A 21,318-nucleotide genomic window follows, 5' to 3' on the forward strand; every position below is an offset into this window, starting at 1 on the left:
ACCCACCGGTGAAGAACACCGTGTCAACCTGATCCACCGCCACACCGGCATCGTTCAGCAGTTGGGTAACACTGCCGCGTACCCGCTCCAGCAACGCATCAATCGCCGATTCAAACAGCGCACGGGTAAGTTCCACGCTCAGCCCGGCCTCGATCCGGTCCAGTGGCACATGGCGGCTGTCGGTGTGGGTCAGCTGGATCTTGGTTTCTTCGACTTCCATCGCCAGCCAGTGCCCGGCGCGCTGTTCGATCAACTTGAACAGGCGATCGATGCCACCGGTGTCTTCGATGTCGTAGCGCATGCTGCCCAGCGCCAGGCTGGATTTCTGCGAGTACACCGAGTTGATGGTGTGCCAGGTCGCCAGGTTCATGTGGTGGCTGGTCGGCATGTAGGCGCCGCTTTTCATGCGGCTGCCATAGCCGAACAGCGGCATCAGGCCTTGCAGGCTCAATTGTTTGTCGAAGTCGGTCCCGCCGATGTGCACGCCGCCGGTGGCGAGGATGTCATCGTGACGGTTGTCGAAGCCGCGGCGCTCAGGCGACAGGCGCACCAGCGAGAAGTCGGAGGTACCACCGCCGATGTCGACGATCAGTACCAGCTCTTCTTTCTCGATGGTCGACTCGTAGTCGAAGGCCGCCGCAATCGGTTCGTACTGAAAGGAGACTTCCTTGAAACCGATCTTCTTGGCTACGTCGACCAGGGTGTCTTCGGCTTCCTGGTCAGCCAGCGGATCGTCATCGACGAAGAACACCGGACGGCCGAGCACAACTTGCTCGAATTCCCGACCGGCGGCGGTTTCCGCACGGCTCTTCAATTGGCCGATAAACAGGCCGAGCAAGTCCTTGAACGGCATCGCCGTACCGAGCACGCTGGTGTCGTGCTTGATCAGCTTGGAACCGAGCAGGCTTTTCAGCGAGCGCATCAGCCGGCCTTCGTAGCCTTCCAGGTACTCGTGCAGCGCCAGACGACCGTACACCGGGCGGCGCTCCTCGATGTTGAAGAAGACCACCGACGGCAGGGTGATCTTGTCGTCTTCCAGCGCGATCATCGTTTCCATGCCGGGGCGCAGCCAGCCGACGGTGGAGTTGGACGTGCCGAAGTCGATGCCGCAGGCACGGGCTGGAGAGGCGTCTTTCATGTCTTTCGGTTCCGGTCAAAAAAACGGCCGCGCAGTGTATGTCAGTGCGCGCCAGATTCGAAGGCCGGTCATCTGCTATTTCGCGACTAAACTGCTTGAAACTCGCAGCTTTGCCCCAAACTTGCTGGCATGGGCCGGCAGAACCACCGGCGGTCGCAAGAACCGCCGTCCACTGCCGATAAACTTCTGCTGCGCCACCCGGTCACAACCTTGAGATCGGTCAACCCGGCACGCGCGAATCGGCGCATGCTGGCATCGGCGCGAAATCGATAACGGATGGTGATTCCTTCAATGGACTTCAAAGACTATTACAAGATACTCGGCGTGGAGCCGACAGCAGACGACAAGGCAATCAAGGCTGCCTATCGCAAGCTGGCGCGCAAATACCACCCCGATGTCAGCAAGGAAAAGGACGCCGAGGCCAAGTTCAAAGACGCCTCGGAAGCCTATGAAGCGCTGAAGAGCGCCGACAAACGCGCCGAATACGACGAGCTGCGCCGCTATGGCCAGCACGGTCAGCCGTTCCAGGGGCCACCGGGCTGGCAGAGCCGTGGCGGTTTTGGCGGCGGCGGTGGCGACACCGGCGACTTCTCGGACTTCTTCAGTTCGATCTTCGGCAATCGCGGCCCCGGTTTCGGTGGCGGCGAGGGTCGGCAACAACGCAGTGCCGGGCGCCGAGGGCAAGACGTGGAAATGGAACTGCCGATCTTCCTCGAGGAGACGCTGTCGAACGAGTCGAAGAAAGTCACCTTCCAGGTGCCGCAATACAACGCCAATGGCCAGCACGTCAGCAACACCAGCAAAAGCCTGAACGTGAAGATCCCGGCGGGCGTGACCGACGGCGAGCGCATCCGCCTCAAAGGCCAGGGCGCACCTGGCGTCGGTGGCGGGGCCAATGGCGATCTGTACCTGACCATTCGTTTTGCGCCGCACCCGAAATTCGATGTCGAAGGCGAAAACCTGATCATCACTTTGCCGCTGGCGCCGTGGGAACTGGCGTTGGGTGCCGAGGTGGCGGTACCGACCTTGACCGGCAAGATCAACTTGAAGGTGCCGGCCGGCAGCCAGAACGGTCAGCGCATGCGCGCCAAAGGTCATGGCTTGAAAAACAAGGCCGGCGAGCGCGGTTATCTGTTTGTGCAACTTAAAGCGGTGATGCCGAAAGCGGCCGACGACGAGGTCAAGGCGCTGTGGCAGGAACTGGCAAAGAAAGCCGCCTTCAATCCGCGAGAGAACTTCTAAATTCGACGACGGAGTAGCCCATCATGAGCAGCCCCCTGATCGTTCAACTGGACCTGGCAGAATTCTGTGAGGCGGCCGATTTGTCGGACGTCTACGTGATCGAAATCGTCGAGCACGGCATCCTCGAACCTCAGGGCGCGCAGCCCCGGGAATGGCGTTTCACCGATTACGAATTGGCTTTGGCCAAACGGGCGGCGAAGTTGCGCCGTGATCTGGAGCTGGAGTGGGAAGGGGTTGCGCTGGCGCTCGATCTGCTGGAGGAGGTGCGTGAGTTGCGTGCCGAGAACCGCATGTTGCGCCAGAGGTTGGGGCGGTTGGTGGTCGAGTAGTTTTCCGCCGGTTTTGCCTGGCCGGATCGACCTTGCTCATGAAGCGAAGCCGCTTGCGCAAGGTTAATGTTTTTGCAGGTGTTTCCCCGGTTTTAACCGGCGAATCTCTCTGATAGTTTCGAGCAAGGATCGGCAATGGACGCCGGTCACCGCAGCGCCAGCCATGCCGGCGGGCGCAGCGTAACGCTCACAAGGAAACGTAAAAATGCCAGTCAAACCCAAACCGCCAACGCCGGCAACGGGCCGCGTCGATGTGCCCGCGAGCCCGCGTAAATCCGCTGATGCGGATTCTTCAGGAACCGGGACAGCGCATCTCGCCCCAGACCCCTTTCTGCGCAAAACGCCCGGTCCTACGCCTGAAACGGCGGGTGGCGCGCCTGAGTCTTCGGTGGCTGCGGCAACGTCGAGAGTGCATGTGCATGAGTCGACGTCCGTTTCCACCGGTGCCAGTACTACCGATGCCCCAGGGCTGCAGCAATACCTGATCCCCGCGTCGAGCGCGTTACCCGCCGCCGATGCCGAGGGCTTTCGCACTTTCAAGGGCAGGCAATACGCCGATATTCAGGATGGCGGCACGGTATTGCTTGCCGTCGATGCGCAAACCGGTCTGCACAGGGCCCGTCTGGCGAGCGAACTGCAACCGTCAGGGCCGGCGCTTGCATTTGATCCTGCGAGCAATCACTGGTTTCCATTGCAGGACTTCTCCGCTTCCACGCCGCAGGCTGTCATGCCGCGCAAGAGCCGTCGTTCTCCGCGCAGAAGTGACGATGAGTTCGAGTTGGCGCTGGAGGAGTTGCCGCGCAATGACGACGGTGCGTCGGAGCAGTTTTATCTGGCCTCCGAGTCCATGCCGATCAAGCCTTACACGGCGCAAGAGCTGAATCTGATGCGCAGTGAAACGCGCTATTCGTTTCTCGGTAATCAGCTGGGCACTTACAACCGCGCCAACAACGGCAAATACCCGCTCCGGGACACCGCCGGCCGGCCGATCCGCATTCGCAAGCTGGAGACCAAAGTGCGTCTTGCAGACGGCGAGTTGTATACCTCTGAACAGATCAAGCCCTACATCAAGTTCGAAGGCCATGAAGATGTCGCGATGCTTTATGAGCAGAAACTGCAATGGCGATTGTTCACCGCGGCCGATGTAAAAGTCCCCGGTGAAAAAGCGTTGATCGGACAGTCCATGGTGGTAGCCAACAGGCGTATCGCCAAGGGCGAGGCGGTTGGGGTCTACGGCGGGGTCATTACCCCGGCACGGTTCGTAGGGCCCCATGAACAAACATTCAGCATGCTGGCGGGGGTGCGTCTGCAATATGGTCCGGGGCAAATGCTGCCCGACCCGTTGGCCATACTGGGCGACAACATCATTTCCAGGATCAACTCCAACTTTGAGTATGACGCGACGGGCAAGCCCGTTCGCCAGGCACCGGATGGCTATAACGTTGTAACGGTGCCCTTCGACATCGAGGCGCAACAGTGGGTCGGCAAGCAATTGGTGACCAAGGACTTCATCCTCAACGTCGTGTTCGCTTCGCAAGACATCCCGGCAGGCACTGAGCTGCGCCTGGATTACAACTACAACGAGCAACAGATGTCGTGGGCATTTCCCTGATTGATCAGGCATCGCCTCTGAATACGGATTTCAACGTCCGTATTCAGGCGGCAACGCTTGTCAGAACAGGAAATAGCGCTGCGCCATCGGCAGTGTTTCCGCCGGTTCACACCACAGCAACACACCATCCGCCTTGACCTGATAGGTTTGCGGATCGACATCGATGTCCGGCAAGTAATCGTTGTGGATCAGATCGGTTTTCTGCACGTCACGGCAGCCTTTGACCACGCCGATTTTCTTCTTCAACCCCAATGCCTCAGGCAGCCCGGCTTCCTGCGCCGCCTGACTGATAAAGGTCAGGCTGGTGGCATGCAGGGAGCCACCGTAGCTGGCGAACATCGGGCGGTAATGCACCGGTTGCGGGGTCGGGATCGAGGCGTTGGCGTCGCCCATCAGGCTCGCGGCAATCGCACCGCCCTTGAGGATCAGCGTCGGTTTCACGCCAAAAAATGCCGGGCGCCAGAGCACCAGATCGGCCCACTTGCCGACTTCGATCGAGCCGACTTCATGGCTGATGCCATGGGTGATCGCCGGGTTGATCGTGTACTTGGCGATGTAGCGTTTGGCGCGGAAGTTGTCATTGCCTGCGCCATCCTGCGGCAGCGGGCCGCGCTGCTTTTTCATCTTGTCGGCGGTCTGCCAGGTGCGCGTGATGACTTCGCCGACACGGCCCATGGCCTGGCTGTCGGAGCTGATCATCGAGAACGCGCCGAGGTCATGAAGGATGTCTTCGGCGGCAATCGTTTCGCGGCGGATGCGGCTTTCGGCGAAGGCGACGTCTTCGGCAATGCTCGGGTCGAGGTGGTGGCAGACCATCAGCATGTCGAGGTGTTCGTCGATGGTGTTGCGGGTGAACGGCCGGGTCGGGTTGGTCGAACTCGGCAGCACGTTAGGGAAGCCGCAAGCCTTGATGATGTCCGGTGCGTGACCGCCACCGGCACCTTCGGTGTGATAGGTGTGAATGGTGCGGCCTTTGAATGCGCCGAGGGTGGTTTCGACGAAACCGGACTCGTTGAGGGTGTCGGTGTGGATCGCCACCTGCACATCGAACTGATCGGCGACGCTCAGGCAGTTATCGATGCTTGCTGGCGTGGTGCCCCAGTCTTCGTGCAGCTTGAGGCCGATGGCGCCGGCCTTGACCTGCTCGATCAGCGGCTCCGGCAGGCTGGCGTTGCCCTTGCCCGTGAGGCCGATGTTCATCGGGAACGCATCGGCGGCCTGAAGCATGCGTGCCAAGTGCCAAGGTCCGGAGGTGCAGGTGGTGGCGTTGGTGCCGGTGGCGGGGCCGGTGCCGCCGCCGATCATGGTGGTGACGCCGCTCATCAGCGCTTCTTCGATCTGCTGCGGGCAGATGAAGTGAATGTGCGTGTCGATGCCGCCGGCGGTTAGGATCATGCCTTCGCCGGCGATCACTTCGGTGCCGGCGCCGATGGCGATGGTCACGTTGGGTTGCACGTCCGGATTACCGGCCTTGCCGATCGCGGCGATGCGCCCGTCCTTGAGGCCGACGTCGGCTTTGACGATGCCCCAGTGGTCGATGATCAGCGCGTTGGTGATCAGCGTGTCGACCACTTCGGCGGCCAATAGCTGGCTCTGGCCCTGGCCGTCGCGGATGACTTTGCCGCCACCGAATTTCACTTCTTCGCCGTAGGTGGTGAAGTCTTGTTCGACTTCGATCCACAGCTCGGTGTCGGCCAGGCGCACCTTGTCGCCGACGGTGGGGCCGAACATGTCGGCGTAGGCTTGTCTGGAGATTTTCATGCGGCGTCCTTCAGGAAAATAGTGGTGAGCCATCGACCCTCACCCTAGCCCTCTCCCAGAGGGAGAGGGGACTGTACGCGGTGGGCCGGCTATCGGTGATCGGCGCCGCAGAGGGGACTGGTCGCGGTGGGGCGGTTATCGGTGATCGGCTCCCTCTCCCTTGGGAGAGGGCTGGGGTGAGGGGCAGCGGTGCACGCAGATGTCAGAGGTCACCCATGATCCGTCCGGCAAACCCGAACACCCGCCGATGCCCGGCGTAATCGACCAGCTCGACTTCGCGGCTCTGCCCCGGCTCAAAGCGCACCGCGGTGCCGGCCGGAATATTCAGGCGCATGCCACGGCTGGCCGCGCGATCAAACGTCAGCGCGTCGTTGGTTTCAAAAAAGTGATAGTGCGAACCGACCTGAATCGGCCGGTCGCCGCTGTTGGCAACTTTCAGGCTGACAGTGCGGCGGCCGACGTTGAGTTCGATGTCGCCGGGCTGGATCTGGTACTCGCCAGGAATCATCACTGGGCTCCTTGCAGAATCTTGTAATAGAGGGCGGTCGGCCGATAGGTGCCGGTCGGGTCGCAGGCATAATCAGGAATCTGGCCCGCGCGGGTGTAACCCAGCGCCTTGTAGAAATCTTCGGCGGGCGAGCCAGCCTCGGTGTCGAGGTAAAGCATGCCGCGCTTGTGTTTGGGCGCTTCGAGTTCCAGCGCGCTCATCAATTGCTGACCGAGACCGCGACGCCGTGCGTGTTCGCGCACCAGCAGTTTCTGCACCTCGGCGCGGTTGAGGCCGTTGGCCTTCTGGCACAGGCCCAACTGCACACTGGCCAGCACCTGCTCGTCCTTGACCACCACCCAGAGCAGCACGCTGCCCTTGTTGACGTTGTCCTGCACCTCATCGAAATACGTGCGCGCCTGAGCCGCATCGAGGTCGGCCATGAAGCCAACACTGGCGCCGTAACCCACGGCATCCAGCAACAGATCGATCAAACCCTGACGGTAATGCGCAAAACTTTCAGCATTGACGCGGCGCAGCTGGGCGGCGTTCATCGGTGTCACTCCTTGTTGGCGTCAGGCGGCTCCGCGCCAGGGTTGAGGGTCAGTTGCATAAACGTCAGGTCGAGCCAGCGACCGAACTTGGTACCGACTTGCGGCATCTGCCCGGTGATGCTGAAACCGGCGCGCTCGTGCAGGCGGATCGAGGCGGCGTTACCGCTTTCAATGGCGGCGACCATCACGTGTTTGCCGCAGGTTTTTGCCCGCTCGATCAATGCCGTCATCAGTTGCGGGCCGAGGCCGTTGCCGCGTTGGTCGCTGCGTACATAAACCGAGTGCTCGACGGTGTGGCGAAACCCGTCGAACGGCCGCCAGTCACCGAATGAAGCGTAGCCGAGCACGCTGTTGTCGCCGTCGACGATTACCAGAATCGGATACGCCTGGGCCTGGCGTGCGCTGAACCAGGCCTGACGGTTGCCGAGGTCGACGGCTTGTTCATTCCAGATCGCCGTGGTGTTGAGCACGGCGTCGTTGTAGATGTCGCGGATCGCCGGCAGATCGGCGTGGACGGCATCGCGAATGGAGTAGGTCATGGCGCGGCCTCAGACGATCGGTTGGTGGACGGTGACCAGTTTGGTGCCGTCGGGGAACGTCGCTTCGACTTGAATTTCCGGGATCATTTCCGGGATGCCTTCCATCACTTGCTCACGGCTGAGCAGGGTGGTGCCGAAGTGCATCAGCTCGGCCACGGTCTGGCCGTCACGCGCGCCCTCGAGCAGGGCGGCGGAGATGTAGGCCATGGCTTCCGGGTAGTTGAGCTTCACGCCGCGCGCCAAACGCCGCTCGGCGACGAGGCCGGCGGTGAAGATCAGCAGCTTGTCTTTTTCGCGTGGGGTCAGGTCCATTGTGGGGTTCCATCAGGGCAGTTTTGTGAGGTTCTTGCGGGCGCGGGGTGCCAGTTGGAGCAACCCCTCACCCTAGCCCTCTCCCGAGGGAGAGGGGACTGAACTCGGTTGTTTTCAATGGCCGGTTCAGTCAGCAGTATTCGTTCAGGCAGTTAAATTCATTTCAAGCGACTCGGTCAGGCTCCCTCTCCCTCCGGGAGAGGGCGGGGGGTGAGGGCCGCTTTTCAGGTGTTCCATATTCTCGGTGACACCGCCTCGCGATCCAGAAGCACCGGCCGCAGCAAACGCCATAAATCGATGAGCCAGGCGCGGGCAAGCAATGCTTCACTGGCCAGACAACGGGCCACCAACAACCCCGGCAACTGGGTCAGATCCCCGCGAACGTGGTGATCCAGCGAGCGACAACGCTCCAGGAACTCGGCATCAATCTCACCGGTCACCAACAACGTCGCAAACACCGGATTGCCATCCAGCCCGATCGGCGAATCAAGCAAACCGTCGCCACCGACAATGCGCTGGCGCTCATGCCAGAGCAATCGACCGTCGCGGCGAATATCCAGGTGCGCCTGAAAATGCCCGCGATCAAAACGCTCGCCACTGGCCGGACGACCCAGCGCCACCACATCCCAGTAGAGCAGCCGCGCATCACCCTCAAGATCAATCGAAGTTGTCAGCTCAGCCTGGGCCGCGCTATAGACGATGGTCTCCTGCGGCAGCCATTCCAGCGTCGCCCCGGCCGCTACTTTCAAATCGAGCTTCTGATAAGCCGGCCCACCGGCGCGATACCACTTGGCCGCGCCGGGGCTGGTGATCTGCGCCCAGGCGTCGTGCTCGACGCGGGCGCTGATGTCCAGTCGATCACCGCCGGCAATCCCGCCCGGCGGATGGACGATGATGTGCTGGCAGACCTCGGGGCCTTCGGCGTACAGATGCTTTTGCACGCGCAGCGGGCCGAGGTGCCGGCGCATGACCGGGCGTGTGCAATCGCCGAAACGCGCGTAGGCGAGTTCCAGCTCGGCGTGCCAGCTCGGGGTAAACAGGGCAGGTGCAACGGTCGAATTCATGGTGTGTAATTATCGTTAGGAAGCTACAGATTAGTTCGTTGTACTAGATCGTTACCAGCCCGCGTACACCCTCGGCCTCCATATTTTCACCGCGCCCCTGCTGGACGATCTCGCCCCGGGACATCACCAGGTATTGATCGGCCAGCTCCGCGGCGAAATCGTAGAACTGCTCGACCAGCAGAATCGCCATGTCACCGCGCGCCGCAAGTTGCTTGATCACCGCGCCGATTTCCTTGATCACCGAGGGTTGAATGCCTTCGGTGGGCTCATCGAGGATCAATAAACGTGGGCGACTGGCCAAGGCGCGGCCAATCGCAAGCTGTTGCTGCTGACCGCCGGAGAGGTCACCGCCGCGACGCTGCTTCATTTGTAGCAGCACCGGGAACAATTCGTAGATGAAATCTGGCACTTCTTTGGCTTCACTGCCGGGAAAGCGTGACAACCCCATCAACAGATTCTCTTCCACGGTCAGGCGCCCGAAGATTTCCCGGCCTTGTGGCACGTAGGCGATGCCAGCGTGAACGCGCTGGTGCGGCTTGAACGTGGTGATCGGTTTGCCCTCCCAATTCACCGCGCCTTCTTTGGCCGGCAGCAGGCCCATCAGGCATTTGAGCAGGGTGGTTTTGCCGACGCCGTTACGGCCGAGCAGGCAGGTGACTTCGCCGACTTTCACGTCGAACGAGAGACCGCGCAGGATGTGGCTACCGCCGTAGTACTGGTGCAGCTTGTCGACTTGCAGCATTTCCAAATTCTCCCCCGGTGATCGTTCCCACGCAGAGCGTGGGAACGATCTAGGTCTTCAGCGGCCGAGGTAGACCTCGATCACGCGCTCGTTTTCCTGCACTTGCTCAAGCGAGCCTTCCGCCAACACGCTGCCCTGGTGCAACACAGTGACGTGGTCGGCAATCGAGCCAACAAAGCCCATGTCATGCTCCACCACCATCAGCGAATGCTTGCCCGCCAGGCTCTTGAACAACTCAGCGGTGAACTCGGTTTCCGCATCGGTCATCCCCGCCACCGGTTCATCGAGCAGCAGCAGTTGCGGGTCCTGCATCAGCAACATGCCGATCTCGAGAAACTGCTTCTGCCCATGAGAGAGCAACCCGGCCGGGCGATTGACCGAGGTGGTCAAACGAATCGTCTCCAGCACTTCGCTGATCCGGTCTTTCTGTTCGCCACTCAAGCGCGCACGCAAACTGGCCCACACCGACTTGTCGGTCTTCTGTGCCAATTCAAGGTTTTCAAACACGCTCAAAGCCTCGAACACCGTAGGCTTCTGAAACTTGCGACCGATGCCGGCCTGGGCGATTTGCACTTCGCTCATCTGCGTCAGGTCGAGGGTTTCACCAAACCATGCCTTGCCGTGACTCGGCCGGGTCTTGCCGGTGATCACGTCCATCAGCGTGGTTTTGCCCGCGCCGTTGGGGCCGATGATGCAGCGCAATTCACCCACGCCGATGTACAGGTTGAGATTGTTCAGCGCACGAAAGCCGTCGAAGCTGACGCTGATGTCTTCCAGGGTGAGGATGGTGCCGTGACGCGTATCGAGGCCCGGGCCGACGCTTTGCCCGAGACCGATCGAGTCGCGGCTGGTGCCGGCGTCCTTGTTCGGTTCGACGGGAAAAAAGGCCGGCTCCAACATGAATTCCGCGCTCGCCGTGACTCTCATTGTTCACCTCGTTTCTTCAGCAGACCGATCACGCCTTTGGGCAGGTACAGCGTCACGACGATGAACAGTGCGCCGAGAAAGAACAGCCAATACTCGGGGAAGGCCACGGTGAACCAGCTCTTCATGCCGTTGACCACACCGGCACCGAGCAACGGCCCGATCAAGGTGCCGCGACCGCCGAGGGCTACCCACACGGCCGCTTCAATCGAGTTGGTCGGCGACATTTCGCTCGGGTTGATGATCCCGACTTGCGGCACGTACAACGCGCCGGCCAGCCCACACAACACCGCACTCAAGACCCACACGAACAGCTTGAAACCGCGCGGGTCGTAGCCGCAGAACATCAAACGGTTTTCCGCGTCGCGCAACGCGGTCAGCACGCGACCGAATTTGCTTTGCGCCAGGCGCCAGCCGATGAACAGACTCGCCACCAGCAGCAACACCGTCGCCAGAAACAACACCGCGCGCGTCCCCGGCTCAGTGATGCCGAAGCCGAGAATCGTGCGGAAATTGGTGAAGCCGTTGTTGCCGCCGAACCCGGTCTCGTTGCGGAAAAACAGGAGCATGCCGGCGAAGGTCAGGGCCTGGGTCATGATCGAGAAATACACGCCCTTGATCCGTGAACGGAAGGCGAAGAAACCGAACACCAGCGCCAGCAAACCCGGCGCCAACACCACCAGACACATCGCCCAGACGAAGCTGCTGGTGCCAGTCCAATACCACGGCAATTCGCTCCACGACAGGAAGGTCATGAACGCCGGCAAGCCATCGCCAGCCGCCTGACGCATCAGGTACATGCCCATCGCATAACCGCCGAGGGCGAAGAACAGACCGTGGCCCAGCGACAGCAGACCGGCGTAACCCCAGACCAGATCCAGCGCTAACGCGACGATGGCGTAGCAGAGGATTTTGCCGACCAGCGTCAGCGTGTAGGCCGAGACCGACAGAGCATTTTCCGCCGGCAACAATGACAGCAGCGGCAGGGCGATCAGCAGGGCAAGAACCACCGCGCCGACCGCGAGGGTGACTTTTGGGCCGGCCTTTTGTGTGGCCGTGACTAACAGAGGCTGGTTCATCAGTCGATCACCCGTCCTTTCAGTGCGAAGAGGCCTTGCGGACGTTTCTGGATAAACAGAATGATCAGCGCGAGGATCAGGATCTTGCCGAGCACCGCACCGATCTGCGGTTCGAGAATCTTGTTGGCGATACCGAGGCCGAAGGCCGCCAGCACGCTACCGGCCAACTGGCCGACGCCGCCGAGCACCACCACCAGGAACGAGTCGATGATGTAGCTCTGGCCGAGGTCTGGGCCGACGTTGCCGATCTGGCTCAGCGCCACGCCGCCGAGGCCGGCGATGCCCGAACCGAGGCCGAAGGCGAGCATGTCGACGCGCCCGGTGGGCACGCCGCAGCAGGCGGCCATATTGCGGTTTTGGGTGACGGCGCGGACGTTGAGGCCGAGGCGGGTTTTGTTCAGCAGCAGCCAGGTCAGCACGACGACGAACAGTGCGAAGGCGATGATGACGATGCGGTTGTATGGCAGCACCAGATTCGGCAGCACTTGAATGCCGCCGGACAGCCACGCCGGGTTGGCCACTTCAACGTTCTGCGCGCCGAACAACAGGCGCACCAGTTGAATCAACATCAGGCTGATGCCCCACGTGGCAAGTAGGGTTTCCAGCGGTCGGCCGTAGAGATGGCGAATCACCGTGCGCTCCAAAGCCATGCCGATTGCCGCCGTGACGAAGAACGCCACCGGCAGCGCAATCAAGGGGTAGAACTCGATCGCTTGCGGTGCATAACGCTGGAACATCAGCTGCACCACGTAGGTCGAGTAGGCGCCGAGCATCAGCATTTCGCCGTGGGCCATGTTGATCACCCCGAGCAGGCCGAAGGTGATCGCCAGACCGAGTGCCGCCAACAGCAGAATCGAACCGAGCGACATGCCGCTGAACGCTTGGCCGAGCACTTCGCCGATCAGCAGTTTGCGTTTGACCTGAGCGAGGCTGGTTTCGGCGGCGGTGCGCACGTTGGTGTCGGCTTCGACGCCGGGTTCGAGCAAACCTTCGAGACGGGTACGCGCCAGGGGATCGCCGGTTTCGCCGAGCAACCTCACGGCCGCGAGACGCACGGCCGGGTCAGTATCGACCAACTGCAGATTGGCCAGGGCCAGGCTCAGGGCGGCGTGGACGCTTTCATCTTTTTCGCCAGCGAATTGCTGGTCGAGGAATTTCAGCTGCGCGGGTTTCGCGCTTTTCTGCAATTGCTGCGCGGCACTCAGACGGATTTTGGCGTCGGCGGCGAGCAATTGGTGGCTGGCCATGGCAGTGTCGATCAGACCCCGCAGGCGGTTATTCAGGCGCAGGGTTTTGGGTTGGCCGTCGATGGTCAGCTCGCCTTGTTGCAGGGCGTTGATCAATTCGATACGCGCCGGATCGGGCTGCGCGGCCCAGGTTCCCAGCAGTTTGGCTTGTTGCACGGGATTGGCCGCGACGAAGTCTTCGGCCTCGCCAGCGTGGGCCAGCATTGGCAGCAATAGTGCGATGGCTAGAAGCAAGCGGTAGAGGGCAGTGCGCATATGCGTGGCCTTGCGTAGTGATCGTTCCCACGCTCCGCGTGGGAATGCAGCCCGGGACGCTCTGCGTCCCTAAAGCGGACGCAGAGCGTCCGTTAAGGCATTCCCACGCAGAGCGTGGGAACGATCAGGTTGAGCGGGATGACTCAGTTGCTCTTCACCGCATAATCCGGCTTCTTGTCGTTGCCCTGAATGAACGGGCTCCACGGTTGCGCGCGGATCGGCCCTTCGGTCTGCCACACGACGTTGAACTGACCATCGGCCTGTATCTCGCCGATCATCACCGGTTTGTGCAGGTGGTGATTGGTCTTGTCCATGGTCAGCGTGTAACCCGACGGCGCGGCAAACGTCTGCCCGGCCAGCGCTTCACGCACCTTGTCGACGTCAGTGGATTTGGCTTTCTCGACCGCCTGCGCCCACATGTGGATGCCAACATAAGTGGCTTCCATCGGGTCGTTGGTCACGGCTTTGTCGGCGCCCGGCAGGTTGTGTTTCTTCGCGTAGGCTTTCCAGTCCGCGACGAATTTCTTGTTCTGCGGGTTCTCTACCGACTCGAAGTAGTTCCACGCCGCGAGGTTGCCCACCAGCGGTTTGGTGTCGATGCCGCGCAGTTCTTCTTCGCCGACCGAGAACGCCACAACCGGTACGTCGGTGGCTTTCAGGCCCTGGTTGGCCAGCTCTTTATAGAACGGCACGTTGGAGTCGCCGTTGACCGTCGAGATGACAGCAGTCTTGCCGCCGGCCGAGAATTTTTTGATGTTGGCGACGATGGTTTGATAGTCGCTGTGACCGAACGGTGTGTAGACCTCTTCGATGTCCTTGTCGGCCACACCTTTGGAATGCAGGAACGAACGCAGAATCTTGTTGGTGGTGCGCGGGTAGACGTAGTCGGTGCCGAGCAGGAAGTAGCGCTTGGCGCTGCCGCCTTCTTCGCTCATCAGGTATTCAACCGCCGGGATCGCTTGCTGGTTCGGCGCAGCGCCGGTGTAAAACACGTTCGGCGACATCTCTTCGCCTTCGTACTGCACCGGGTAGAACAGCAGGCCGTTAAGCTCTTCGAACACCGGCAACACCGATTTACGCGACACCGAAGTCCAGCAGCCGAACACCACGGCAACCTTGTCCTGAGTCAGCAACTGCCGGCCTTTTTCGGCAAACAGCGGCCAGTTCGACGCCGGGTCAACCACCACCGGCTCAAGCATCTTGCCGTTGACGCCGCCCTTGGCGTTGATCTCGTCGATGGTCATCAGCGCCATGTCTTTGAGCGATGTTTCGGAGATCGCCATGGTGCCGGACAACGAATGCAGAATCCCGACCTTGATGGTCTCGGCGGCCTGGACAGTCCAGGTCATGCCCATCGCGGCAATGGATGCCGTGAGTGTGAAAGCCTTGATCAAACTGCGACGCTTCATTGTGCGATCTCCATGAACATTCAATTTTTCTGGTTGGCAGATGCGGACGACTGAAGGTGTGTTTTGCAAGGGCTGTGCCCGGTCGGGATCGGGCAGGAAAATGTCGTTTCAGAGCGGTTGCGTAACAGGGGGAGCGCACCAGGAATGGACAGGTTGCGGGTGTTGGTGCGCAGAGGTGCGCCAGTTTGGGGCGCGGCGTGTGCTGGCAGATGCGGACACATAAACGATAAACATGTACCACGGCTCGCCAGGCCGGCAGGAACAGACTCATTCGATCGTTATCCCGATTCTATTTCGCAGGATGCTTATCATGAGTGACGTTTCAGGCCGGACCGACCGCGCCGCCAAACCTTCCCGCAAACTCGGGCTGCCGCCCCTGAGTCCGGCGTTTCTGACTGAGGAGGATGCTGCCTATTGGGTCCATACCCGTATTCCCCAGAACACGGACAGGGAATATGGCAGCGTGGTCCTGCTTCGCCCGGATGGGCGATTCGTCGCCACCTCACCCGTCCCGGGAGAAGTCACACGCTTCGATTTCGGTAGCATCATCGAAGTCGATGCCGCAGGCCGCTACGTGCACCCTCGTGGCTATAGATGCGTGGCGAACCTGCATTGCCATGCGCCTCTGTACGAGGAAGTTCGCAAAGCCAACCCACGTCAGGACGAAAGGCTGATCAGGCTTTTCATCAATTTTTTCTCCGATCTGGATTTCGTCGCGGATGTGGCTGCGAAGGACTTTTTTCGCAGTGCGTATCTGTCCGGACCCGATGGAACCTTGCTCAAATATTCGCCGAGTGGCTCGAAAGAGGAGTTCAGCTACTACCTATGGCGCAAGGCTGGCTCGCCGACCGGTAATCCGGTGGGCACCTATGACGTGATGAGCATCATCAACAAGGTCGCGTCCGTGGGTGAGCTGAAAGTCATAGTTTCGCACGAAGACTGGGGGCATTCCGTTGGCCAAGTGCCGCCGGACTGGAAAGCAGGCCAGCCATTTTCCAAAGGCAGGCTTACCGAGTTACCGCTGATGACTCGCGTCTGTGTCAATGCCGAACGCGCCGTTATTGCCGCGCTAAAGTCCCGGGGCGCACAAACTTCAGGGTTGCTTCTGAAGAAAATCGCCAGCGAAGAGTATGTCGCGACCCATGCACGCCCGGCGGGACTGGCGTCATGGGATCCAGTGAAGATCTTTCCGGCGGGTGATGACGGGCAATTACAGTTGCCTGAAGGCTACGGGCTGGAAGGTTTTTACTACGCTTCCCGTCCTGACCCTTCGCGGCTCACTCCTGCTCAGCCGTGGCTCTGCGAGAATTTCTTCACGCCACAGGAAATCGCTCTGGCCATTTCGTGTCACAAGAGGAGCCAGAGATTGGCTGTGGCCGGTCGGCCTTTGTCGCTGTACATGCAGGCCAACGATGCTTCCATGTTGAAGTACAGCTTCAGCGGCAGCGAGATAGAAACGGCACTGAGCGTCGAGCATTCCGACGGGTCAATCACCGACGCCGGGGTGCAGTCCAGGCTGATGACTGGAGCATTATGGCCACGGGAATTTGTCTCGATGTTGATATTGGCTGGCCGGCTTGAAGTTGTACGAGGCAGCGCGTTGTGGGCGCGTTTGGGGGTGATGGACCTGGAGTGGGTACCCTTCGCGAACTTCCCTTGGCCGCCATTGAGTCAGGCGTTTTTATCCGCCGATGACGCTGTCCGGTATGCCCACGAACAAGTCGGCATTCGACGTGACCGACAGTATGTGGGCTATGTATTTCAGCGCAGCGACAAACGCTTTGAGGTGACCGAGCCGCTGGAAGGGGGCATCGATGTGCTTGACCAGGGGCAGCTTTATCCTCGAGATAATCGAGGGCGTCCGGTTTTTCCCGACAACCATGTGTTGCACGCCCGTTATGTCTCCCATGTAGCGCTCTCGCAGCTGGAACCGGTCAATATCGAATTCCGGCAGTGGACGTTCTACGAGGCGTTGCTCAGCCTGCAGATGTTGAGTGTCGAGGAGGTCCGGCAGGTATTGCTTGATGAAACTGTTCTGTATTGCTCTGCAGCCATGGACAGTCTGGTCAGATTCGCACCTTACGCCACCCTGGCTTCGAAGGATCTGGCGCGACGCCTGGGGACACGCTTGCATCCCGGTCCCTTGGCTCTGGACCTGGACAACGGCAGCAAACGACCGCAGGACTTCATCAGGGAGCAGGCCGCCGCCGGCTGGCTGTTCAACCTGACGGACAACGAGTTGTGGGGCCATCGCGGCCAAATACTGCCGGGCTGGAGCATGCCAGAATCCGCCGGGTCAAGATCCACAGAACCGACATCGCCCATACCGACACTGCCTACGCCGTCCCTGCCCCAGCCGTCACTGCCACCGTATCCTTCCTCGTCTTCGCCTCGGTCGTCTTCTCCCTGGCCATTGCCATGGAAGCGGCCTGAGTTCGTCATGTACGGTCCAGTCTGTGCTTCGGCGGACCAAGCGGCGCAGTATCTGTTTGCTGGCGACAGGCGTTTGCATGATGAGAACCGTGCCTGGTTCGGATTCATCCTCAAGCACGAGGGCCGGGAGGAATACATCGGTACTGAGCTGTTTCCTGTCAGTGGTCAGGACAGCAATCTGTTTCGACTGGAGGCCGTGTTCGCCCCTCGACGGTCAGCGCCCTGGTATCAGTACCCGGAAGGCTTCGACATGTATGGGAGCTTTTATCTACATCAGCGAGTAAAGGCACCGTCGAGCAGCCCTGAGCACTGGCTGGCGCAGTACTTTGTCTCGCCGGATAGTCTGACCACAGCGATGTACTACGGTCGCCGGCGGCCTGTAATGGATTCAGGGCCTGCCGCGTTTTATCTTGCCACTCGGGACGGTGCTCTGCTGACGTATGCAAGGAATAAGGCAAGCAAGTTGTTCCATGACGACACCTCTCAGACAACACTTGACTCGATCAAGCGAGGCCTCGCGTCCGGCGAGTGGCTGTCGACGGATTTCGTCCATGCGGTCGCCGAAAGCGGTGAACTCTCGGTGGTACGAACAAGCGCGTGCTGGGATCGTTCAGGAAGGGTAAGGCCAACGTGGCAGCCCTACGCGAATCTGCAGCGGCGCTGGCTCGGCCCGGCTTTTCAAAGTGCTGACGATGCTGCGGCGTTTGCCAAATCGAGCTTGCCCCGGGGTACGGACAAACCTTATGGCGGCGTCATTCTGAAACGGCCCGACGGCTTGTATTTGGCCTCTGCGCCCCTCGAGGTGTCGCGGGAGGATTTCGACATCACCGAGATTTTTCCGGATGAAAGCGAGGACGCGGGCATATTTCCTGCTGGCTGCAGGATCACGGCGCGTTATCGATCCAGAGTCGCAAGGGAGCTGTCGGTCATTTTTTCTCGTGTCGAGAAGCAGATCTATCTGAACATGCTGTCGGTCGATACCGTGTACTCCGCCTTCACGCGGCTGCCAAGAATGGCGTGGGATGAGTACCTGTTCGGCCCCGACGGTTCGTTGATCCGCTATCAACCGGGAATATGGGATCGCCTGCGCGCAGACCTGGTCGCCGTTCTGACGGATTACAAAACGGTCCCTGCCAACCTGAATGGCGACGCGATAAAACAGCGCATACGTAGCGCGAACCTGAAACCGAGTGAATGGGTCGATGCCTTGGCAAAGGCAGGCTATTTGCAGGTTGTCATCGGCAGTGAAGTCTGGGGTTTGCCCCGTCAGGTGAGTCGCTGGGTTCCTTTCTCTGCAGATCTGCAGCCCGTAATGGATTACACCAGAGCCGCGAGCGCTGCGCTTTGCAGTCCGGTATTCATTCAGGCAGATGCGGTTGCCCGGTATGTTCATGAAGTCTCGGTGAGCAGGGACACTCAGACTTTCGGATTCATACTGCGCTCTCGGGATGGCTTGTTCCTCGCCAGCCTGCCCGTTGAAGTGCAACGCTCTGAATTGGCTGTGGATCGAGTATTCGAACAGGCACGCCTGCTTTCAGGGTTTGTACAGGATTCGATTTATCTGCGCGCAGCGCTGCCTCCGTTGGGCGCACGGCCCGATGATTTGCGAAATGTCTTTGTTAACCCCAACGATGTTCAGCAAGCCTGTCGACGCTCCAGTACGCCGCAGGGGTACAAACCGATCTACATCTCCTGTGCCGATGACGCGTTGCTGAAACTGCAATTGCATGCGTTTGAACCCGGCGTGTTCTACGACGCTTACGGGCAGGTTGAGTTGCGCCCCAATGCGTTTGTATCGCGCGAGCAAGCAGCGATTGATGAACGTGACATTGCCAGGGGCAGATTCAGATTTACAGACTACGTGCACCGGATGGCCAAGGCCGGCCGGCTCGACGTTATTGAAACCAGTGATTACTGGTCGCGGCATGGTCAAGTGGATGAGCGCTGGCAGCCGCGTATGGCCGATGCTTCGAACGAGCAACAATGGCGAGATAACCCGGTACCGGCGCTGGGGCCGGTTTTTCATCACCCCGACGATGCCGCCCGCTATGCGCAACAACGCACGGACGATACGGCTCACACCGAAACCGGTTACGAAGGCGCGATTCTGGCGCGGTCGACGAGCAGTCGATTTGCCCCGCTCGAGCCAATAGCCTGGTCCGCCTATGCAGAGGACCCTGTCCTGCAGATATTCCGCTCGTCCAGGGATCCGACGATCAGCTGGCGAAATCCGGCGGCACGTTATCCCCGTGGCTACACACTCGTGGCCAGCCACCAGTTCCATCTGTCGGGCAATACCACGCTCGCACCGGACACGGATGATGTCAGAGCAAATTTCGCTTCGCCTGCGCGAGTGCATGCGCACACACATGAACTCAAGGCCCAGGGTTTCGACATTCAGGATTATTACTACTCAACGCCGAACCATGTGTTGATCAAGTACACACCCGTTTACTCGCAGGCCGAGAGGGATTTGCTGCTGACCCGACCTGTTGCTTTCGAAGCCGGGCGTTGGGTCAGCCGGCTAAGTCCGGGCGAGTTTGTTTCACAACTCATGGAGCTGGGTGAATTCAGGGTGCTGCTCGCAGGGCATTACTGGCGTCAGACCGGACGAATGGGCTCCGGCTGGAGAGAGCGTCGCCAGCAGCCTGTAACTGAGGGTGGTGCGCGAGTCAGAGACGAGTTGTAACGCTCGATCCAGCGGCTACATGGCCGGGAGTGTGCCGCCGTCGGCGGCCACTCCACATTGAGTCTGATTTACGTCGAGGCAGATTCAGCTTGCCGATCAAACCGCGATAACAGCAATCGATCCAGCAACCAGACGACCACCAGCGAAGCCCCCACCAACGGGAACACCACTGCCAGGGCCAGCATGATCACCACGCCGGTTTTCCATTTCGGCAGGTCATGGCGCAGCGGTGGTACGCCGAATTTGCCCTGTGGCCGACGCTTCCACCAGATCACCACGCCGCTGACGGCGCTGAGCAGAATCATCAGACAGATCAGCAGCACGACGATCTGGTTGAAGGTGCCGAACATCTTGCCTTCGTGGAGCATTACGCCGATCTCGGTGGCGCGGGCAACGGTGCCGTATTGTTCGAAACGCACATCGGCGAGGACGTTGCCGGTGTACTGATCGACATGCAGGGTGGCATCGTTACGCGGGTCATCGGCGAACACGGCGATGGTGAACACACCGGTAGCGGTGGTCGGCAGGGTGATGCTGTAACCCGGTTCGACCTTGCGCTGGGTGGCAATGTTCTGCACGTCTTGCAGGCGGATGGTGGGTGCCGCCGGGCCGGCATTGGCGGCACCGTGAGCCATGTGTTCGGCGTGGTCGCCGGACATTGGCATCGGCGTGTTTTCCATCGCCCATGGCACGGTCTGGCGCGTGGCGGTGTTCAGGCTGCGCGCCTCGACGTCGGAGGTTGGCACGTTGTCCCACATTGCCGCCGGAAACACGTTCCACACTTGCGCGTACTGCTTGCCCCAGAAACCGGTCCAAGTCATGCCGCTGAGCAGCATCACCAGCAACAGGGTCGCGCCCCAGAATCCGGTGACGGCGTGAAGATCACGCCACAACACGCGACCGCGACTGTTCAGCCGTGGCCACAGAATCCCCGCTGCCTGACCGCGCGGCCACCACAGGAACAGGCCGGACACCACCAGCACCACGCCCCAACCGGCAGCCATTTCGATGAGGCGGTCACCGACGGTGCCGATCATCAATTCGCCATGGATGGCGCGGGCGATGGCTTGCAGGTTCTGTTTGGCATCCTGCTCACCGAGGATGTCGCCGTGGTACGGATCGACAAATACGTTGAGCTCGTGGCCGGCGTTCTTCACCACAAACTGTGCGCTGCGTTCAGCATTCACCGGTGGCAGATACTGGGTGACCTGGCCCTGTGGATAAGCGCTTTTCACCCGTTGCAGCAGGTCATCGGCCGGGACCGTGTGATGCCCGGCAGGGACGTTGAGCAGGCTGCTGTACATCAGCGAATCGAGCTGCGGTTTGAACAGATAAATGATGCCGGTCAGGGCCAGCATCACCATGAAAGGGGCGACGAAGAGACCGGCGTAAAAATGCCAACGCCAGGCCAGGTTGTAGAAATTCGGTTTGGGCTGTTTCATCACGTGTGCTCCGCTGGGCTTGGATCTTCTAGTTGTTCTGCAACCCTGTGGGAGCGAGCC

Annotated in this window: 17 protein-coding genes; 4 read left to right on the top strand and 13 right to left on the bottom strand. The window is 60.4% G+C overall.

Annotated features, from left to right (window positions below; genetic code table 11):
• Nucleotides 1-1,138, bottom strand: a 1,138-nt coding sequence (locus ACWR1S_RS19155) for an Hsp70 family protein (RefSeq protein ID WP_454564592.1), incomplete at its 3' end; no start/stop codon positions are given.
• A 291-nt stretch (nt 1,139-1,429) separates the two neighbouring features.
• On the opposite strand from ACWR1S_RS19155, the gene ACWR1S_RS19160 reads away from it, so the two are divergent.
• From ACWR1S_RS19160 to ACWR1S_RS19170, 3 genes are all read left to right on the top strand, one after another.
• Nucleotides 1,430-2,380: a DnaJ C-terminal domain-containing protein gene (locus tag ACWR1S_RS19160; RefSeq protein WP_095126127.1), complete on the top strand. Its 951-nt coding sequence runs from the start codon at nt 1,430-1,432 to the stop codon at nt 2,378-2,380.
• A 23-nt stretch (nt 2,381-2,403) separates the two neighbouring features.
• Nucleotides 2,404-2,709, top strand: coding sequence for a chaperone modulator CbpM (locus ACWR1S_RS19165; protein ID WP_016984795.1), 306 nt, complete (start codon nt 2,404-2,406; stop codon nt 2,707-2,709).
• Nucleotides 2,710-2,914: 205 nt separating this feature from the next.
• Nucleotides 2,915-4,321, top strand: coding sequence for a hypothetical protein (locus ACWR1S_RS19170; RefSeq protein WP_454564593.1), 1,407 nt, complete (start codon nt 2,915-2,917; stop codon nt 4,319-4,321).
• A 60-nt stretch (nt 4,322-4,381) separates the two neighbouring features.
• Here ACWR1S_RS19170 and ureC read toward each other — a convergent pair whose 3' ends face one another.
• From ureC to urtA, 11 genes are all read right to left on the bottom strand, one after another.
• Nucleotides 4,382-6,082, bottom strand: a complete 1,701-nt coding sequence (gene ureC, locus ACWR1S_RS19175) for an urease subunit alpha (RefSeq protein ID WP_454564594.1) — start codon at nt 6,080-6,082, stop codon at nt 4,382-4,384.
• Nucleotides 6,083-6,284: 202 nt separating this feature from the next.
• On the bottom strand, nt 6,285-6,590 hold the full coding sequence (locus ACWR1S_RS19180; protein WP_016984791.1) for an urease subunit beta: 306 nt from the start codon (nt 6,588-6,590) through the stop codon (nt 6,285-6,287).
• On the bottom strand, nt 6,590-7,123 hold the full coding sequence (locus tag ACWR1S_RS19185; RefSeq protein WP_077570724.1) for a GNAT family N-acetyltransferase: 534 nt from the start codon (nt 7,121-7,123) through the stop codon (nt 6,590-6,592). The genes ACWR1S_RS19180 and ACWR1S_RS19185 overlap by 1 nt, the downstream gene beginning before the upstream one ends.
• A gap of 5 nt (nt 7,124-7,128) precedes the next feature.
• Entirely contained in the window at nt 7,129-7,662 is a 534-nt protein-coding gene (locus ACWR1S_RS19190) for an N-acetyltransferase family protein (RefSeq protein ID WP_454564595.1), read from the bottom strand.
• A gap of 9 nt (nt 7,663-7,671) precedes the next feature.
• Entirely contained in the window at nt 7,672-7,974 is a 303-nt protein-coding gene (gene ureA, locus ACWR1S_RS19195) for an urease subunit gamma (RefSeq protein WP_007915951.1), read from the bottom strand.
• A gap of 224 nt (nt 7,975-8,198) precedes the next feature.
• Nucleotides 8,199-9,038 carry an urease accessory protein UreD gene (locus ACWR1S_RS19200; RefSeq protein WP_454564596.1) on the bottom strand — a complete coding sequence of 280 codons (840 nt, stop codon included), beginning with the start codon at nt 9,036-9,038 and terminating at the stop codon, nt 8,199-8,201.
• Between the two features lie 43 nt (nt 9,039-9,081).
• Complete coding sequence (urtE, locus tag ACWR1S_RS19205; RefSeq protein WP_454564597.1) at nt 9,082-9,780, bottom strand: urea ABC transporter ATP-binding subunit UrtE; 699 nt, start codon at nt 9,778-9,780, stop codon at nt 9,082-9,084.
• 57 nt (nt 9,781-9,837) lie between these two features.
• Nucleotides 9,838-10,707 carry an urea ABC transporter ATP-binding protein UrtD gene (gene urtD, locus ACWR1S_RS19210; protein WP_108224426.1) on the bottom strand — a complete coding sequence of 290 codons (870 nt, stop codon included), beginning with the start codon at nt 10,705-10,707 and terminating at the stop codon, nt 9,838-9,840.
• Complete coding sequence (urtC, locus tag ACWR1S_RS19215; protein WP_454564598.1) at nt 10,704-11,783, bottom strand: urea ABC transporter permease subunit UrtC; 1,080 nt, start codon at nt 11,781-11,783, stop codon at nt 10,704-10,706. Before urtC ends, urtD begins: the two co-directional genes overlap by 4 nt.
• The gene (gene urtB, locus ACWR1S_RS19220) at nt 11,783-13,285 is read right to left on the bottom strand and encodes an urea ABC transporter permease subunit UrtB (RefSeq protein ID WP_454564599.1); all 1,503 of its coding nucleotides are present in this window, start codon (nt 13,283-13,285) and stop codon (nt 11,783-11,785) included. The genes urtC and urtB overlap by 1 nt, the downstream gene beginning before the upstream one ends.
• A 143-nt stretch (nt 13,286-13,428) precedes the next feature.
• Nucleotides 13,429-14,694 carry an urea ABC transporter substrate-binding protein gene (gene urtA / locus ACWR1S_RS19225; protein WP_007914554.1) on the bottom strand — a complete coding sequence of 422 codons (1,266 nt, stop codon included), beginning with the start codon at nt 14,692-14,694 and terminating at the stop codon, nt 13,429-13,431.
• Between the two features lie 310 nt (nt 14,695-15,004).
• Here urtA and ACWR1S_RS19230 point away from each other — a divergent pair, with 310 nt between their 5' ends.
• Nucleotides 15,005-19,816, top strand: coding sequence for a DUF4329 domain-containing protein (locus ACWR1S_RS19230; RefSeq protein ID WP_454564600.1), 4,812 nt, complete (start codon nt 15,005-15,007; stop codon nt 19,814-19,816).
• A gap of 68 nt (nt 19,817-19,884) precedes the next feature.
• Here the strand turns inward: ACWR1S_RS19230 and ACWR1S_RS19235 are convergent, their stop codons facing one another.
• Complete coding sequence (locus ACWR1S_RS19235) at nt 19,885-21,258, bottom strand: PepSY-associated TM helix domain-containing protein (protein WP_454564601.1); 1,374 nt, start codon at nt 21,256-21,258, stop codon at nt 19,885-19,887.
• Between the last annotated feature and the right edge of the window lie 60 nt (nt 21,259-21,318).

The organism is Pseudomonas sp. AIG, assembly GCF_977020205.1.

Excerpts from the sequence above, each read along its gene's own strand:
- ureC (WP_454564594.1), bottom strand. The coding sequence starts at position 6,082 with ATGAAAATCTCCAGACAAGCCTACGCCGACATGTTCGGCCCCACCGTC.
- urtE (WP_454564597.1), bottom strand. The coding sequence starts at position 9,780 with ATGCTGCAAGTCGACAAGCTGCACCAGTACTACGGCGGTAGCCACATC.
- ACWR1S_RS19235 (WP_454564601.1), bottom strand. The coding sequence starts at position 21,258 with ATGAAACAGCCCAAACCGAATTTCTACAACCTGGCCTGGCGTTGGCAT.
- ACWR1S_RS19185 (WP_077570724.1), bottom strand. The coding sequence starts at position 7,123 with ATGAACGCCGCCCAGCTGCGCCGCGTCAATGCTGAAAGTTTTGCGCAT.
- ACWR1S_RS19230 (WP_454564600.1), top strand. The coding sequence starts at position 15,005 with ATGAGTGACGTTTCAGGCCGGACCGACCGCGCCGCCAAACCTTCCCGC.
- ACWR1S_RS19190 (WP_454564595.1), bottom strand. The coding sequence starts at position 7,662 with ATGACCTACTCCATTCGCGATGCCGTCCACGCCGATCTGCCGGCGATC.
- ureA (WP_007915951.1), bottom strand. The coding sequence starts at position 7,974 with ATGGACCTGACCCCACGCGAAAAAGACAAGCTGCTGATCTTCACCGCC.
- urtC (WP_454564598.1), bottom strand. The coding sequence starts at position 11,783 with ATGAACCAGCCTCTGTTAGTCACGGCCACACAAAAGGCCGGCCCAAAA.
- ACWR1S_RS19180 (WP_016984791.1), bottom strand. The coding sequence starts at position 6,590 with ATGATTCCTGGCGAGTACCAGATCCAGCCCGGCGACATCGAACTCAAC.
- ACWR1S_RS19200 (WP_454564596.1), bottom strand. The coding sequence starts at position 9,038 with ATGAATTCGACCGTTGCACCTGCCCTGTTTACCCCGAGCTGGCACGCC.
- urtD (WP_108224426.1), bottom strand. The coding sequence starts at position 10,707 with ATGAGAGTCACGGCGAGCGCGGAATTCATGTTGGAGCCGGCCTTTTTT.
- urtA (WP_007914554.1), bottom strand. The coding sequence starts at position 14,694 with ATGAAGCGTCGCAGTTTGATCAAGGCTTTCACACTCACGGCATCCATT.
- urtB (WP_454564599.1), bottom strand. The coding sequence starts at position 13,285 with ATGCGCACTGCCCTCTACCGCTTGCTTCTAGCCATCGCACTATTGCTG.
- ACWR1S_RS19165 (WP_016984795.1), top strand. The coding sequence starts at position 2,404 with ATGAGCAGCCCCCTGATCGTTCAACTGGACCTGGCAGAATTCTGTGAG.
- ACWR1S_RS19170 (WP_454564593.1), top strand. The coding sequence starts at position 2,915 with ATGCCAGTCAAACCCAAACCGCCAACGCCGGCAACGGGCCGCGTCGAT.
- ACWR1S_RS19160 (WP_095126127.1), top strand. The coding sequence starts at position 1,430 with ATGGACTTCAAAGACTATTACAAGATACTCGGCGTGGAGCCGACAGCA.